This is a genomic window from Aeromonas sp. SCS5 (genome assembly GCF_001887375.1).
In the GTDB taxonomy this organism is placed as follows: domain Bacteria; phylum Pseudomonadota; class Gammaproteobacteria; order Enterobacterales; family Aeromonadaceae; genus Aeromonas; species Aeromonas jandaei.
In genome coordinates this window covers 110,533-126,242 of the sequence record NZ_LFCS01000005.1, presented here as the reverse complement: position 1 = coordinate 126,242, position 15,710 = coordinate 110,533, and the positions used below count along the sequence as shown (strand labels likewise).

Annotated in this window: 19 protein-coding genes; 13 read left to right on the top strand and 6 right to left on the bottom strand. The window is 55.2% G+C overall.

The features are described 5' to 3' along the window. Positions 1-34: 34 nt before the first annotated feature. Positions 35-931 (bottom strand): glycyl-radical enzyme activating protein, encoded by an 897-nt coding sequence (locus tag BS300_RS06835; protein WP_071911684.1) that lies wholly within the window; start codon positions 929-931, stop codon positions 35-37. Positions 932-1,059: 128 nt separating this feature from the next. Here BS300_RS06835 and fsa point away from each other — a divergent pair, with 128 nt between their 5' ends. Then, the gene (fsa, locus tag BS300_RS06830; protein ID WP_071911682.1) at positions 1,060-1,710 is read left to right on the top strand and encodes a fructose-6-phosphate aldolase; all 651 of its coding nucleotides are present in this window, start codon (positions 1,060-1,062) and stop codon (positions 1,708-1,710) included. A 98-nt stretch (positions 1,711-1,808) separates the two neighbouring features. After that, positions 1,809-1,997 carry a hypothetical protein gene (locus BS300_RS06825; protein WP_043850551.1) on the top strand — a complete coding sequence of 63 codons (189 nt, stop codon included), beginning with the start codon at positions 1,809-1,811 and terminating at the stop codon, positions 1,995-1,997. Between the two features lie 11 nt (positions 1,998-2,008). On the opposite strand, the gene BS300_RS06820 is transcribed toward BS300_RS06825, so the two are convergent. Continuing rightward, the gene (locus tag BS300_RS06820; RefSeq protein ID WP_041209843.1) at positions 2,009-3,208 is read right to left on the bottom strand and encodes an HD-GYP domain-containing protein; all 1,200 of its coding nucleotides are present in this window, start codon (positions 3,206-3,208) and stop codon (positions 2,009-2,011) included. A 166-nt stretch (positions 3,209-3,374) separates the two neighbouring features. On the opposite strand from BS300_RS06820, the gene rsuA reads away from it, so the two are divergent. Further along, complete coding sequence (gene rsuA, locus BS300_RS06815) at positions 3,375-4,067, top strand: 16S rRNA pseudouridine(516) synthase RsuA (protein ID WP_071911680.1); 693 nt, start codon at positions 3,375-3,377, stop codon at positions 4,065-4,067. A gap of 13 nt (positions 4,068-4,080) precedes the next feature. Here the strand turns inward: rsuA and BS300_RS06810 are convergent, their stop codons facing one another. Further along, complete coding sequence (locus BS300_RS06810) at positions 4,081-4,980, bottom strand: DMT family transporter (protein WP_071911678.1); 900 nt, start codon at positions 4,978-4,980, stop codon at positions 4,081-4,083. A gap of 156 nt (positions 4,981-5,136) precedes the next feature. Between BS300_RS06810 and BS300_RS06805 the strand changes: the two genes are divergently transcribed. Continuing rightward, complete coding sequence (locus tag BS300_RS06805; protein WP_071911676.1) at positions 5,137-6,774, top strand: peptide ABC transporter substrate-binding protein; 1,638 nt, start codon at positions 5,137-5,139, stop codon at positions 6,772-6,774. A gap of 10 nt (positions 6,775-6,784) precedes the next feature. Then, positions 6,785-7,327, top strand: coding sequence for a phosphodiesterase (gene yfcE / locus BS300_RS06800; RefSeq protein ID WP_071911674.1), 543 nt, complete (start codon positions 6,785-6,787; stop codon positions 7,325-7,327). Between the two features lie 44 nt (positions 7,328-7,371). On the opposite strand, the gene BS300_RS06795 is transcribed toward yfcE, so the two are convergent. The 3 genes from BS300_RS06795 to flgA form a co-directional block, all read right to left on the bottom strand. Continuing rightward, positions 7,372-7,788 (bottom strand): flagellar protein FlgN, encoded by a 417-nt coding sequence (locus BS300_RS06795; protein WP_041209848.1) that lies wholly within the window; start codon positions 7,786-7,788, stop codon positions 7,372-7,374. Then, complete coding sequence (gene flgM / locus BS300_RS06790) at positions 7,785-8,114, bottom strand: flagellar biosynthesis anti-sigma factor FlgM (RefSeq protein WP_033113408.1); 330 nt, start codon at positions 8,112-8,114, stop codon at positions 7,785-7,787. The genes BS300_RS06795 and flgM overlap by 4 nt, the downstream gene beginning before the upstream one ends. Before the next feature lie 93 nt (positions 8,115-8,207). After that, positions 8,208-8,891 carry a flagellar basal body P-ring formation chaperone FlgA gene (gene flgA / locus BS300_RS06785; protein ID WP_083593419.1) on the bottom strand — a complete coding sequence of 228 codons (684 nt, stop codon included), beginning with the start codon at positions 8,889-8,891 and terminating at the stop codon, positions 8,208-8,210. Positions 8,892-9,035: 144 nt separating this feature from the next. Between flgA and BS300_RS06780 the strand changes: the two genes are divergently transcribed. From BS300_RS06780 to flgG, 8 genes are all read left to right on the top strand, one after another. Beyond that, positions 9,036-9,947: a chemotaxis protein CheV gene (locus BS300_RS06780; RefSeq protein ID WP_033114353.1), complete on the top strand. Its 912-nt coding sequence runs from the start codon at positions 9,036-9,038 to the stop codon at positions 9,945-9,947. A 17-nt stretch (positions 9,948-9,964) separates the two neighbouring features. Next, positions 9,965-10,789, top strand: a complete 825-nt coding sequence (locus tag BS300_RS06775) for a protein-glutamate O-methyltransferase (protein ID WP_033114354.1) — start codon at positions 9,965-9,967, stop codon at positions 10,787-10,789. A 243-nt stretch (positions 10,790-11,032) separates the two neighbouring features. Further along, complete coding sequence (gene flgB / locus BS300_RS06770; RefSeq protein ID WP_071911672.1) at positions 11,033-11,434, top strand: flagellar basal body rod protein FlgB; 402 nt, start codon at positions 11,033-11,035, stop codon at positions 11,432-11,434. Continuing rightward, the gene (flgC, locus tag BS300_RS06765; RefSeq protein ID WP_033114356.1) at positions 11,434-11,853 is read left to right on the top strand and encodes a flagellar basal body rod protein FlgC; all 420 of its coding nucleotides are present in this window, start codon (positions 11,434-11,436) and stop codon (positions 11,851-11,853) included. Before flgB ends, flgC begins: the two co-directional genes overlap by 1 nt. Before the next feature lie 15 nt (positions 11,854-11,868). After that, positions 11,869-12,621, top strand: coding sequence for a flagellar hook assembly protein FlgD (locus BS300_RS06760; RefSeq protein ID WP_043850556.1), 753 nt, complete (start codon positions 11,869-11,871; stop codon positions 12,619-12,621). 10 nt (positions 12,622-12,631) lie between these two features. Beyond that, the gene (flgE, locus tag BS300_RS06755; protein WP_071911670.1) at positions 12,632-13,999 is read left to right on the top strand and encodes a flagellar hook protein FlgE; all 1,368 of its coding nucleotides are present in this window, start codon (positions 12,632-12,634) and stop codon (positions 13,997-13,999) included. Between the two features lie 145 nt (positions 14,000-14,144). Next, the gene (gene flgF / locus BS300_RS06750; RefSeq protein ID WP_071911669.1) at positions 14,145-14,891 is read left to right on the top strand and encodes a flagellar basal-body rod protein FlgF; all 747 of its coding nucleotides are present in this window, start codon (positions 14,145-14,147) and stop codon (positions 14,889-14,891) included. Between the two features lie 14 nt (positions 14,892-14,905). Next, positions 14,906-15,694, top strand: coding sequence for a flagellar basal-body rod protein FlgG (gene flgG / locus BS300_RS06745; protein ID WP_043850558.1), 789 nt, complete (start codon positions 14,906-14,908; stop codon positions 15,692-15,694). Positions 15,695-15,710 lie beyond the last annotated feature (16 nt).

Below are 15,710 nucleotides of genomic sequence, written 5' to 3'. Positions count from 1 at the left end.
TTGGGCAGTGAGTGGCTGATGTCATGGGGTGCTGCTAGCCCCGGGTGAGCGGGGTAAGCCCCTGCGCACGGGCACACTCATGGGCAAAGGCGAGCAGTGCCGGGTCATCGAGCGGTTGCGGGGGGGCCTGATAGGGTTGGTCGAGCAGGGAGTACTTGCCTGCGCCCAGGGTGTGGTAGGGGAGAAAGTGGATCTCCTGCACAGTGCCAAGGTTGGCGGCAGCTTGGGTGATGGCCTCTATGGATGCGCGGTCGGCATTGAAGCCGGGGATGAGCGGCACCCTGATCTGCATGGCCACGCCGCGCTCGGCCAGACGCTTGAGGTTGGCCAGGGGCAGGGCGACCTTGCCGCGGGTCCAGTCGAAGAAGCGCTCCTCATCCACATGCTTGAGATCCGCCAGCAGCAGGTCGAGGTGGGGGAGGCTTGGCTCAATCTGGTGCCAGGGCACGTGCAGGCAACTTTCCACCGCGGTATGCAGTCCCTCGGCCTTGCAGCGGGCCAGCAGATCGGCAGCAAATTCGGGCTGCATGAAGGGCTCGCCGCCGGAGAGGGTTACCCCGCCGCCGCTGCGCTCGAAGAAGGGGCGATCCCGCAAGATGGTGGTCATCAGGGTGTCCAGACTCTCCTCCCGGCCGCATACCTGCAGCGCTTCGCTGGGGCAGAGGCCGCGCAGCCGTTCCACATCCTGATTGCCGAGGGTTGAGCGGGCGAGCTGGACACCCTGGCTGTCACGCAAGATTGCCGGACAGGCATCGCTGCAGAGCTGGCATCCCTCGATGCATTGGCGCCGGTCGAGTAGTATGTCCGGCTTGGGAGAGCGGCTTTCCGGGTTTTGACACCAGCGACAGGCCAGCGAGCACCCCTTGAGAAATACCAGGGTGCGAATGCCGGGGCCATCGTGAGTTGAATAGCGTTGCAGGTCGAAAATCATACCGCCTCCTTTTGTATTTGCATTCTATTTGCTTTCGTTCGAAAGTTGATTTGATTTTGATCAACTAAATTGCGGATGTTATCTGGCTAAAATAGCGACAGATTGAACATCCCTTTAAGGAGTCAGAGATGGAGCTTTATCTCGATACTGCCGATGTGGCTGCGGTGCGCCGCTGGTCACGGATCCTGCCGCTGGCTGGCGTTACCACCAATCCGTCCATTGCTGCGGCAGGCGGCATGCCGCTGACCGAGTTGCTGCCCGCCTTGCGGGAGGTGCTTGGGCCCAAGGCACGGCTGTTTGCTCAAGTGATGGCCAAGACCGAGACCGAGATGGTGCGCGAGGCGTTTGCCCTGCGTGAACTGGACCGCGATCTGGTGATCAAGATCCCGGTATGTGAAGAGGGATTGGCAGCCATCAAGACCCTGACGGCCAACGGGGTGCCGACGCTGGGGACGGCGGTCTATACCCCGCTGCAGGGTTGGCTGGCGGCGGTGGCGGGGGCTGAGTACGTGGCGCCCTACGTCAACCGGCTGGATGCGCAGGGGGGCGATGGCATTGCCACCGTGCAGGAGCTGCAGCAACTGCTGACGCTGCATGTTCCGGGCAGCAAGGTGCTGGCGGCGTCGTTCCGTACGCCCCGCCAGGCGCTCGACTGCCTGCTGGCGGGCTGCCAGTCCATCACTCTGCCGCTCGACGTGGCCGAGCAGCTGCTGAGAGTACCGGCGGTGGACGCGGCGCTGGCGAAATTCGATCAGGATTGGCAGCAGGCATTTGCCTGAACCTGATTGAAGGCAAGATGACGGGGTGGCAGAGGGCTAAGCTATAAGGGTGCGCCCGACGTGACGGGCTGGTGTCGATGGCTGATCGGAGGTGCCCCATGAGCGACCACTCCCTGCTGCCCCATGGTGAAGATCTGCGCCGCGCCGTGCGCTGGCTCAGCGAGCACCATCAACACGATATTCGAGCCATCGAAGAGGCGTGTATCCGTTTTGATTTGTCGCCACTGGATGAGGAGTTTCTCATCCAGCATTGCGCCGAGCGGCGGCGAGAAGGCGAGTCGGGCTAGATGGAGCGGATTTAGACGAAGTTGGCCAGATTGATGCCAAACTCCTTGGGATCAACCGTGTTCTCGATGGTTTCCTGAACCCCGTTTTTGGCGAGATCCAGCCACTGCACATCAAGGTAGTGGCGCTGGGTCGCGTGATAGATCACCTTGACCACCGGCTTGAGCGGTTCCTGCTGATTGCGCTGCATGACAATGGCCAGCCGCTGGTTTGACAGCTGCACCAGCGTACCCACCGGATAGACCCCCATGCATTTGATGAACTTGGTGACCAGCTCGGCATCGAAGTGACTGTGCAGCCCCTTGAGCAGGATGCGAAACGCCTGGGTCGGTTGCATCCCCGCCTTGTAGACCCGATCTGCAGTGATTGCATCATAGACATCAACAATGCCGCTCATTCGGGTATAGAGCGAGAGCTGATCGCCTTTGAGCCGCTGTGGATAACCGGTGCCATCCAGCCGCTCGTGGTGATTGGCGGCTACTTCCAGCATGGTGGGGGTGATGCCGGGAGTGTTGCTCAATATCTCGTAGCTGTGCACTACATGCTGGCGCATGATGGCGAACTCCTCATCGGTCAGCTTGCCCGGTTTGTTGAGCACCTCGTCCGGGGTCATGATCTTGCCCACGTCGTGCAGCAATCCCCCTAGCGTCAGCTCCTTGAGCACGCTGCGCTCCAGCCCCAGATAGCGGCCAAAGTTGGCCAGCAGGATGGCGACGTTCATGGAGTGCTCCATCAGGTAGGCATCCTTGGCGCGGATGCGGGCCAGACAGAGCATGGCATCGCCGTGGGTAAACATGGTGTCTACCATCTCTTCGGCGACTTCGGCCAGCGGGGTGATATCGATGGGTTCGCCTGCCTTGAGATGGCTGATGAACTTGCCTTGCAGCTCGCGAGCTTCCTGATAGAGGCGGCGGATCTTGAGCTCCTTGCCCTCACCGTTGGCACTGACCCGGCGTCTGGCCTGATCGCTGCCGTTGCCAAGTTCGGGCGACGCGACCGCTTCGCTCTCGGCATGACCCAGCTTGCTGCGGGAGAGATCGATCCGCACCGTGAGTACACCCTGACGAACCAGATTGGCAATTTGTCCCTGAGTGGTGACCAACCCCATCTGGGCAATTTCCATTCCGCCGGTCTGACTGGCAATCGCGATGACATACATGCCGGGTTTCAGCTGATTGACGGGGATGACAGGATAGGATGCTTGAGACTTCATGGCGGCTTCCCGAGATTTATTATTATGAGTATCGCCCGTGATGGGTCATAGCGCAGTGTAACATTGGATGGCCACTTCGTCACAATTGGCCGCCCGTTAACAGTGGCGTTGTCGCCCCCGCCAGATATAATGTTGCCCCTTTACTTTTTGGACTCCGAGGTTGTGAATGCGGCTTGATAAATTTCTGTGCGACTGTTCCGATTTGACCCGTTCGCTCGCTGGCAAACTGATCCGTCAGGGTGAGGTCATGGTGGATGGCATCGTGGTCAAGCAGCCGGCGTTTCACATCAATGAAGAGAGCCAGATCGAGTTCGATGGCGTCGTCCTGACACTGGATCGTCGCAATCGCTACTTCATGCTGCACAAACCCGAGGGATATGTCTGCTCTAACGAGGATCCCGATCATCCGACCGTCTTCTTCCTGATGGATGAACCCTCTATGGGCAAGCTGCACGTGGTGGGCCGCCTTGACCTCGATACCACCGGACTGGTGCTGGTGACCGATGATGGTCAGTGGTCCCATCGCATAACCTCACCTCGCCACGAGTGTGCCAAGACCTATCACGTCTGGCTGGCCGATCCGGTGAGCCCGGATGCCATCGCCCTCTTTGCCGAAGGTGTGCTGCTGCGCAGTGAAACCGAGAAGACTCGCCCCGCCCAGCTGGAGTTACTGGGGGAGTGCGAGGCGCGCCTCACCATTCATGAGGGCAAGTACCATCAGGTGAAGCGGATGTTTGCCGCCATCGGCAACAAGGTGGTGGGTCTGCACCGCGAGCAGGTCGGTGGTTTGGCGCTGGATGAAGAGCTGGCACCCGGCGAGTACCGTGAACTCACCGCAGACGAGATTGCTCTCTTCTAAATCCTCCCGGGTGTCAGTGGCCGCTGGCACCCAGTACCAGCACTGTGCCCAGTGTGGCGAGCAGGGTTCCGCACCATGCCGCCGCCGAAGGCCGTTCCCCCGAGTGCCACCACAAGAGCGGCAGCAGGATCACCGGCGTGGTGGAGGAGAGGATCGCCACCATTCCAACGTCGCCGTGTCGCAATGCGAGCAGGATCAGCGTCATCCCGAGTGCCATGGCCAGAAAGCCGTTGATGGCGATCATGCCGAAGATTTGACGGTTGATGGGACGAAATGCTCGGGTCAGCGGCAATCCGGTCAGCCGCAATGCGCAGTGGGCCAGCAGGGCACTGACCATCCTGACTCCCGATGCACTCACCGCATCGACGTTGCCGCTCATCATGACCGGCTTGGCGATGATGGCGCCCAGACTCTGACAGAGGGCGGCGGTGAGGCCCAGCGCCACACCGATGGTCAAACTTCCCCGTATCCGCTCCCATTCGCTGCCACTGCTGCGTCGACCAAACAGAATGGCCAGCATGACACCGGCAAAGACCAGCAGAGCACCAGTCAGCCGTGAGCCGGTCAACTGTTCGTTGAAGATCCAGAGTCCAAGCAGGGCAGAGAAGAGGGCATGGCAGGAGAAGAGCAAACCGCTGCGCCGCGGGCCGAGCCGGTTCATGCAGGCGTAGAGCGCGGTATCGCCGATAAAGATGCCGATCAGTCCGGACAGCGCGAGCAGCGGGAGGGCGCTGCCGGAGAGGGTGTGCCAGCCGCCAGTCAGCAGACTGATGCTGCCAAGCATCAGGCTGACCAGAAACATCCGCCAGCGGCTATAGGCAAACGGGCCCAGATGGCGGGATGGTTTGACCGAAATCAGGGCGGCAACTGCCCATAAACTGGCCGATGCGAGAGCCAGCCACTCATAACCCATAAAAACTCCCGAAAAAATTAACCCTAAAGACTCCATCTCCGGGGCAAGCCCGATACAATACGGGGCGTTTTCGGGGATAACAAGGGCGGCATCAGGCATTCATCAGGCGCGCCGTCGGCCTTCCCCTCCTGCAGTGGTTTTATTCGAGGTTTTGTCATGAGGTATGGTCTCTTCCCCCGGCTGGCGCAACGCTGGCTTTCCCCGCTTTTGCTCGGTGTGCTGGCGTTGCCGCCGGTATACGCCACTACGGTGGAGATGGCGCCCCGCTTGTCGGATCGGCAGGTGTTGGTCAAGGGTAATGGCGGTGAACCCGACTCTCTGGATCCGGCGCTGATGCGCAGCGGTTTTCCCGGGGAGGAGGTGTTGGTTGATCTCTTTGAAGGTCTGGTCAGCGAGGATGGCCAGGGACGTATCGTGCCTGCCCAGGCTGCGCGTTGGGAAGTGAGCGAAGATGGCCTGGAGTGGCGGTTTTTCCTGCGCCCCCAGTTGAAGTGGTCCAATGGTGAGCAGCTGGTTGCCGGTGACTTTGTCTACGCCTGGCGCCGGCTGCTTGATCCTGCCCTCGGTTCCCCCTCGGCGACCTTGCTGCTGACTGCCGGGATCAACAATGCCCAGTCCATCTATGCCGGTGCGCTGGAGCCCGCCAATCTCGGGGTCGAGGCGCAGAGCGCCCAGATCCTGAAAGTTACTCTGGAGCGACCGGTTCCCTATTTCCTGCAGCTCATCAGCCAGCTGCCATTCGTGCCGGTCAATCAGCAGGCGATCGCCCGTTTTGGCAAGCAGTGGACCGAGCCCGGCAAGCTGGTGAGCAATGGCGCTTACCGCTTGGCAAACCGGGTGACCAACGAGCGGCTTGAAGCGGAGCGCAACAGCAATTACTGGAATGATCGCCATACCCGCATTCAGCGAGTCACCTATCTGCCCATTGCCTCACAACATGCCGAGCGCTTGCGTTATGAAGCGGGCGAGATACAGCTGACCAACCGGGTATCGCCCGACTATTACCAGAAGATGAAGCAGAGCGATCCGCTGCGAGTCTGGGGATCGCCGTTGTTGGGCACCTATCTCTACACCTTCAATATGCGCCGCCCCGAGCTGCAGGATGTGCGGGTGCGCCAGGCGCTCTCCATTGCCATCGACCGCTATCAGTTGGCCAAGTCGGTGATCGGCCAGGAGGAGTTGGCGGCTTGGTCTCTGGTGCCTGATATGCCGGGTTACTCCCACCTCTCTCTCCCTGTTGCACTGGAGGACCAGATGACCCGTCAGGCCAGGGCCGTTGCATTGCTGACCGCAGCCGGTTACAGCAGTGCTCATCCACTCAGGCTGAGCATTACCTACAACACGGCAGACACCCACAAGAAGATAGCCACCTTGATTGCCGGTATGTGGCGTCAGTTGGGGGTTGAGGTCACGCTCAACAATCTGGAGTGGAACAACTATCAGGTCGCCAAGGATAGCGGTGATTTTCTGGTGGCAAGAAGCTTTCTGTTCGGTGATTACGTCGAGCCTTCCGCCATGCTGAGCAGTTTCCGCTGCCAGGATCTGCGCAACGAAAGCGGTTACTGCAATCCCGATTTTGATCTGTTGCTGGAACAGGCTGCCAGCACTCTGGATGAGAAGAGCAGGGTTGCACTCTATCAGCATGCCGAACAGCTGCTGATGGAAGAGGCGCCCATCATCCCCGTGTATCATTACAACCAGATGCGACTGGTTGATCCCACTTTGCACGGGCTGCCCAGCCAGAATCTGAAAGGGACGATTGCCACCAAGGATCTCTATTTCGGCCCGCTGTAAGGAGCACCTAATGAAACTTGCCATTATTTCCGACATTCACGGCAGCATCACGGCACTGGATCAGGTGCTGTCACGGCTGGACACCTGGCAGCCCGACCACTACCTGTTGCTCGGCGATCTGCTCAACCATGGCCCGCGCAATCCCGTGCCTGAAGGATACAACCCGGCTGCAGTTGCCGAGCGGCTCAACGAGCTGGCCCCCTATATCATGGCGGTGCGGGGAAATTGCGATTCCGAAGTGGATCAGATGCTGCTCGCGTTTCCCATCACAGCCCCTTACAACCAGCTGCTGGTTGATGGGCGCCGCTGGTTTATGAGCCACGGTCATCTCTACCGCCCCGATGAGGTGCAACTGCCTGCGGACAGTGTATTTTTGAGCGGCCATAGTCATGTTCCGGTACTGGAGCGGCAGGGAGACCAGATTTTGATGAATCCGGGCTCCATCTGTTTTCCACGCGGTGAACTGCCGGCCAGTTATGGCTGCTATGAGGCGGGCGTCCTGAGCGTCAAGAGTTGTGTCGACGGGCGAGAATTACTGCGACTGGCGCTGTAGGTCTTATTGATTGCAGAAAGTGACAAGGCCCGACTTGTCGAGAGTCAGGCCTTGATACCGAAGGAGCGGGTGCCTGAGCGGGTATTGCCCTTGGCATCGTAGGTGAGGCTGTTGCGATCGCGCAGCTGGCTCAGAAAGCTCGCCAGACGGCGATTGGAGACAATACTGAGCTCCAGCAGTCGACCGTTGAGGTCATTTTGTTCCTGACAGGCATCCAGTTTTTCCCGGATCCGGGTCATCTCGTCAGGATAAGCTGCCAGTTGCTGAGCCAACTCAGGCAATTGGGCCAGCTGTTTATCCAGACTCTCTATTTCAGCAAGCAGCAGCTGTTTTCGCTCGGTGAGTTCGGGCAGGGCCAGTGCCTGATGCTTTTCGAGCAAGGAGAACTCCTCTTCCAGAATGCTTTGCATCTGGCTGAGGTGTTCATCTTGGGTGTGCAGTAACGAAGGCAGATCCATCATCCGAGAACTTTGTCCAGATTGGTCTCAAAGCTGAACATCTTCTTGGCCACAGCTTCGCTGTTTACCTGATATTCGCCACTGGCAACGGCTTTCTTGAGCCGCTCGACCTTGCTTTCGTTGCCGGTAGAGGCCGTATTGAGATTCTGCTGCATCTTTTGCAATTGTTGGGCCTCACTGGTCAAGGAGACGGAGTCCAGCTTGACTGCAGCCGCTTTATTTTCGGGCTCTGGCGAAGAAGAGGTGACTGACTTGCTGCCTGTCCCCTGGCTGCTAACGGTGTTTTGCAACCGATTATTCGCCAAGTTGTTGATATTGTTGATGGCCATTTGAGTTACCTTCGTCTGCTTTAAGGTTTGCTTACCTGTTTATCGGTGCGGCAGGTCAAAACTTTAGAAAAAAGTTGGTGATAAACCCGACATTTAAAAAGCGACCGTTACGGCACCGACTGCACTGACTTTTCCTTCGACAGTTTTTCCTGAGCGAATATTAACAAGCTTGATGATCTCTCCGAAGCTGCCATCTTGCAAGGCTCGGGCCATGGTTTTGATCTGGAAGCTGCTATTTTCGGCTGTCAGAGTGACCTGATCACCTTTGCATACAACACACACCTGACTCAAACGGATTGGTTGCCCCGGTTTGATTTCTCGTTTGCTGCGTACGCCGACCAGCATGCTCATATCGGTCAGGTAGTCGCCGCGGATCAGCGTCTGATCCTGATAACCCAGTTGCAGCTGGCTTTCACTCAATAGGTCGCCTTTGGCAATCGGAGCGTTGACCGTTACATAGGGCTTCTGGATGCTCACTCGTATCGGAAGATAGACATCCCAGGGTTTGTCTTCCTCACATTTCAGGTAAACTGTTGTATTACGGCGAATTTCCATTTTCCCAGGTAAACTGATTGTCAATAGATCGTCGCAGCGGGTCAATGGAAGTCGGTCATCAAGGGTTGCCGCCGTTACTTCAGCCCTGGCATCTAATGGCACCTCGAGCTGGTTAAACACGAACTCTTGTGCTTTTTCTTGCAAATAGGTGGTGACGTCCGAGGCGTGGCTGGAAGAGATGCTGCCAAAAAAGAGGCTGATGAGTAAAAGTCGGTTAATCATTTTTGCTCGTTGGTCGATAAGTTGTTCACGCATATCACCATATTTAACTATGATTGCTTCAGAATCTGTTCGTTGTCACATCGATAGTCTGACGCAATCCATCACGCATGCATGATTAATGCCAAGCGTTTTTAGGGAGTGTTTATGGCCAGTATCCTGGACTCGGTCAACCAACGTACCCAGCTAGTGGGGCAAAACCGGCTGGAATTGTTGTTGTTTCGTCTCAATGGACGTCAAAGATTTGGCATCAACGTATTCAAAGTGCGTGAAGTGTTGCAGTGTCCTCCCTTGACCGTGATGCCCAAGCTGAACTCCTGCATTCGCGGGGTAGCGCATATTCGGGGTCAGACTATTTCGGTTATTGACCTGAGCATGGCGATGGGCAAACGTCCCATTGAAGACCTGAGCAAGTGCTTCATTATTATCTCCGAGTACAACCGCTCCATTCAGGGATTTTTGGTCCACTCGGTCGAGCGCATCATCAATATGAACTGGGAATCAATTCTACCGCCGCCGAAGGGCGCAGGCCGTATCAACTACATGACGGCTGTTACCGAAGTGGACGGTGAGTTGGTTGAAATTCTCGACGTTGAACGCATTCTCAACGAGATCTCTCCGGTCTCCACCGAGGTTAGCCAAGAGCTGGTTGAAGCAAGTGTTGAACACCCCACTCTCGGACGCCCTGTGCTGGTAGCTGATGACTCATCGGTTGCTCGTAAACAGGTTCAGCGTGCACTTGAGGCGATCGGAGTTGAGTGTGTATTGGCAAAAGATGGCCGTGAAGCATTGAACATGCTGCTCGAAATGACCAAAAATGGACCGATCAAAGAGCAGATTGCTCTCGTGATTTCGGATATCGAGATGCCGGAGATGGATGGTTACACCTTCACTGCCGAGATCCGCAATAATCCCAACCTCAAAGATTTGCATGTTATTCTGCACACATCCCTCAGTGGAGTATTCAACCAGGCAATGGTGCAGAAAGTGGGGGCCAACAATTTTATCGCCAAGTTCCAACCGGATGAATTGGCCAAGGCCGTACAAAACGCACTCTAATAAAGAAGAACAGCTGCATGAAGACACTTTCGGACGACTTATACAAACAGTTCAGCAACTTTCTGGCAGTACAGAGCGGAATCGTGCTGGGTGATAACAAACAGTATCTGGTGAAGAGCCGTCTTTCACCTTTGATGGCTCAGTTTGGCATCGAGAGTCTGTCTGACTTGGTTACCCGTGCAATGAGTGTGCGAGAGCGTGACCTGAAAATGGCAGTGGTAGATGCCATGACGACCAACGAGACTCTCTGGTTTCGTGACACCTATCCGTTCCAGTTGTTGACCGACAAGATTTTCCCAGAATTGGGTAAAAGTGGCCGCCCCGTCAAGATTTGGTCTGCGGCGTCATCTTCCGGACAGGAGCCATACTCCATTGCCATGACGGCGCTGGAACAGCAGATGAAAAAACCTGGCACCCTGCCTGGCGGTGTACAGATCGTGGGGACGGATATTTCGACCACCATGCTCAACCAGTGCAAAGAGGGTGTCTACGACAGCCTTGCTTTGGCACGGGGCTTGTCACCTGAGCGCAAGAAGATGTTCTTTGAACCCTACGGTGACAATAAAATGCGGGTGGTGGAACGAGTCAGAAAATTGACCACGTTCCGTCCCTTGAATTTACTGGAAAGCTATAGCTTGCTGGGTAAATTTGACATTATTTTCTGTCGTAACGTGCTGATTTATTTTGCTCCGGAAGTTAAGTCAAAGATCCTCAACCAGTTTGCTGCAAGCCTCAATCCGGGAGGATATCTGATGCTGGGGGCATCAGAGTCACTGGCCGGTTTGACTGATCGATTCGAGATGATCCGTTGCAATCCGGGGATTGTTTACAAGGTGAAATAGGCCTTCAATCCGCACTCCAGCTGGATTGACAGAATAGCGGCAATATCACGTCAGAGGGAGGCACAATGCCTCCTTCTTTATTTAGGCTGAGAAACCCTCAGTGCGTGGATTCTCTATCGTCAGCCTGTTTATTGGCGCGTTCCGTGTTTCCGAGTATTGCAACCTCTTCCTTGCGTACCTCTCATTACCAGTCTTTTGTGGCATAGCTCTTGCTTGGAAACAGTATCAAGCAGGAGGTGAGCTATGGCTCTTTCATTCGACAAGGCATTTGGTGTTCATCAATACACGCTGGGGGTTCGTGCCAAGCGTGCAGAAGTGCTCTCCAGCAACATTGCCAATGCCGATACCCCTGGCTACAAGGCCAAGGATATCGACTTTGCACAGGCATTGCAGGATGCACAGCACCAACAACAGGGGTTTGGTCTGGCGACCACCAGCGAAAAACACTTTGCCTTGAATATGGATGCGCCCGGTTCGGTTCAATATCGCAACCCGTTGCAGCCTGATACCGGTGACGGCAATACGGTGGATGTGCAGCAGGAGCGCACAGAGTTTCTGCGTAACAGCCTTGAGTATCAGACCTCCCTTGAATTCATGAATAGCAAGATCAGCGGCCTGCTCAAGGCGCTGAAAGGAGAACAGTGATGAGTTTGTTCAAGGTTTTTGACATAGCCGGCTCGGCCATGAGCGCGCAGACCGTGCGGCTCAACACTGTTGCCAGCAACATGGCCAACGCAGATAGCGTCAGCTCCAGTGTGGAAAAAACTTACCATGCCCGGCGGCCAATTTTTGCCGCTCAGCTCGATCAGGCTATGTCGGATAATCAGGGCTCGGTTGGGGTTGAGGTGAAAGGGATTGTCGAGAGCAAGGCGCCATTGCTCAAGGAGTACAATCCCAATCATCCCATGGCGGACAAGGATGGCTTCATTTTCAAGCCGAACGTCAACATGGTTGAAGAGATGGCAGACATGATCAACGCCTCGCGCAGCTATCAAACGAACGTTCAGGTTGCAGACTCGGCCAAGAAAATGCTTCAGCAGACGCTGAATCTTGGCAAGTCCTGATAAGGGGAAGGCAACATGGCCAATACAAATGGTGTGAGTGGCGTTAACTATGCGTCCACTCAGGCAAATGGTACGACAACAGCGCCAAAGAAGGAGCTGGATCAGGCTTCATTTCTGAAATTGCTGACGATGCAGCTCTCGTATCAGGATCCTTTCAAGCCTGTTGATAATGCCCAGATGCTTTCTCAGATGGCGTCCATGTCCACCTCGGAGGGGATTAGCAGCTTATCCACTCAGATGGGCAAGCTTAATGAACAGATGATCTCCAGCCAAGCTCTGCAAGCCTCTTCCCTAGTTGGACAGAATGTGTTGCTGCAAAGCAGTACCGGATTTTTGGATAAGGAAGGTTCTTTAACTGGTGTCGTTGCGGTTGGTACGACGAACAAGTATGCCAGTGTCAAAATTACCGTCGAAGACGAGAAGGGGCAGGTTATCAAAGAGTTTCCCCTTGAAGGTGATCAGATGGGTAACGTCGAGATTGCATGGGATGGAACAGATAAAAATGGTAAGCGGGTTGCATCAGGAAAATATGTACTTAAAGCCAGTGGCAACCTTGATGGCAAGTCGGAAAGTATTACCACTTTTGCTTATGGCAAGGTGGAGAGTGTTGCCTTGGGAACCGCTACAAGCCCGACCCGTCTCAATTTGAAGGGACTGGGTGGAGAGTATTTAAACAACATCCTGCAGGTGTCAGGAATTAATTCAAATCAGACGACCACGTCCTCCAAGACAACGTCATCCAAGACCACGTCGACATCATCGATCTAAGGAGCTGGATATGTCATTTAACAATGCTTTAAGCGGTGTCAACGCGGCACAAAAAGACTTGAACGTCACCGCTAACAACATTGCCAACGTCAATACCATGGGCTTTAAAGAGTCTCGAGCCGAGTTTGCGGACGTTTACGCCAACTCCATTTTTGTCAATGGCAAGACTCAGGTCGGTAATGGTGTTGCTACCGGTGCCGTTGCTCAGCAGTTCCACCAAGGGGCGCTGCAATTTACCAATAATGGGCTAGATCTGGCGATCCAAGGAAACGGTTTCTTTGTTACTTCCGATGGTCTGACCAATCTGGATCGCACCTATACCCGCGCAGGTGCTTTCAAGCTCAATGAAAATAGCTATATGGTCAACAACCAAGGTTCATATCTGCAAGGTTATGAGATAAATGCGGATGGTACCCCGAAGGCAGTCAGTATCAATGCAACCAAGCCGATCCAGATTCCGGATCGTGCAGGTGAGCCGGTGAAAACCAGCAAAATTGAGGCCAGTTTCAACCTGCCATCTACAGCAGATCCTTTACCATCCGGCTTCGGTGCTGGCCCAGCATCAACATTTGACCCGAAGGATTCAAAGACCTATTCATCATCGACTTCTGTAGTGATTTATGACTCGTTGGGGGAGCCTCATACAATAACCCAGTATTTTGTTAAAGAGGCTGATCCTGCAAACCCGGGCAAGCCGACCACCCCTACTTCTTGGCGGATGTATCTGTATCAAGGAGATAAACCGATCGATATCGTTGGTGGTGCTGCCCCGACTATGGCTGCGGGCTTGAACCAGGCCCCGCAGGGCGCACAGATTACGTTTGGTGCTGATGGTAAAATGATCACACCGACAGTTCCGGCAACCATCAAGACAGAGCAGTTGGGTGTTGCGCCCCCTGCTGGCGCCGGTATTATCACTAACGGTGCAGATCCTACCCAGCAGGTTGATATTTCGTTTGGTACAGTGACCCAGTATGCGTCACCGTTTGAAGTCAACAAGTTGTCACAGGATGGTTCGACCGTCGGTCGTTTGACCAAGGTTGAGATCACTCCAGATGGGATTGTCTCTGCCACCTATAGCAACGCCACCACTATCAAGGTTGCCATGGTCGCGATGGCCAAGTTTGCCAACTCGCAAGGGTTGACTCAGGTGGGCGATACTTCCTGGCGGCAGTCGCTGCTCTCTGGCGATGCCTTGCCGGGTACCCCCAACTCGGGCACATTCGGTACCATCAAGTCTTCGGCACTGGAACAATCCAACGTGGATTTGACCTCAGAGCTGGTGGATTTGATCACAGCCCAGCGTAACTTCCAAGCCAACTCCCGCTCTCTGGAAGTCAACAGCTCGCTGCAACAGACCATCCTGCAGATCCGTTAATTGGTCTACTGACCATTTAAGAGGGGGACTGATGTCCCCCTCTGTATTTCTGACTCTAGGCTCCCCACAATATCCCTCAAATTTCTCCTGTTGGCACTCAAATTGCTACTTCCTCATCAGAGTCATCTGTTTGACGGAGAATCCCATGGATCACCTGCTTTACATCGCCATGTCCGGGGCCAAAGAGAACATGAATAGCCTGGCTATTCGCAGCAATAACCTCGCCAATGCCAATACCACCGGCTTCAAGTCCGACTTCGAGCAGGCCCGCAGCATGCAGGCCTTTGGGGAAGGCTTGCCTAGCCGGGTATTTGCCATGACGGAGCGTCCCGGTCAGAACTTGCAGCATGGCATGTTGATGACAACGGGTCGGGATCTTGACGTGGCTGTTGATGGCCCGGGCTGGATTGCAGTGCAGGACCCCAAAGGGGGTGAGGCCTATACCCGCATGGGGAATTTGCAGGTGAATGCGACTGGCAATCTGCAGACCTCAACCGGTCTGAACGTGGTGGATGATGGTGGCCAACCCATCGTGTTGCCGATGCCGATGGAGAAGCTTGAGATCAACCGTGATGGCACCATCAGTGGTCGTCCCGAAGGTGCTGCGGCTAACCTGTCAGAGGATTTTCAGCGGATCAAACTGGTTAACCCGGCTGCCAATGCGGTAGAGAAGGGGAGTGATGGCCTGTTTCGCCGCAAGGATGGTCAGAATGAGCCAGCTTCTGCCGCTGTCGGTCTGATTGCCGGATCTCTTGAAGGAAGCAACGTCAATGTGGTGGATGAGATGACCAACCTTATTCAACTGCAGCGCCAGTTCGAAACCCAGATCAAATTAATGAAAACGGCCGAAGAGAATGACGAGGCCCAAACCCAGCTGCTGCGTATCAGCTAATCAAGGAGTTACCTATGAATCCTGCACTCTGGATCAGCAAGACCGGGTTGGATGCTCAGCAGACCAATATTTCGGTTACCTCGAACAACCTGGCGAACGCCAGCACCGTGGGCTTTAAAAAGTCGCGGGCCATCTTTGAAGATCTGCTTTATCAGAACATCAACCAGCCCGGTGGCCGCTCCTCGGCTGATACCGAACGCCCCTCAGGCTTGATGCTGGGGGCCGGTGCCAAAGTGGTGGCGACTCAGAAAGATCACAGCCAGGGTAACGTGCAAACCACAGATAACTCTCTGGATCTGATGATCAGTGGTCGCGGTTACTTTGAAGTTCAGTTGCCGGATGGCAGCTCTGCTTACACTCGCAATGGTCAATTCACCCTCAATAGTGAAGGGACTATCGTGACCCCTGGCAACGGTTACACCCTGCAACCGGAGATTCAGATCCCGGAAAATGCCCAGAGCGTGACTGTCGGCGAAGATGGTCAGGTTTCTGTCCAACTTAAAGGGGATGGTGCTTCTCAGGTTGTCGGTCAGATCACGCTCTCCGATTTCGTCAACGCTAGCGGTCTGCAGCCGATGGGGGAGAACATGTTTGTGGAAACCCAGTCCAGTGGCGCGGCCATTCAGGGGACTGCGGGTGCCGACGGTATGGGCGTGGTGAAACAGGGGATGTTGGAGACCTCCAACGTCAATGTGACCGAGGAGCTTGTGAACCTGATCCAGGCTCAGCGGGTCTACGAGATGAACTCCAAGGTTATCTCGGCGGTGGACGGTATGATGTCATTCCTTATCCAGCGTACCTAAGTATTAGGAGGTGCAT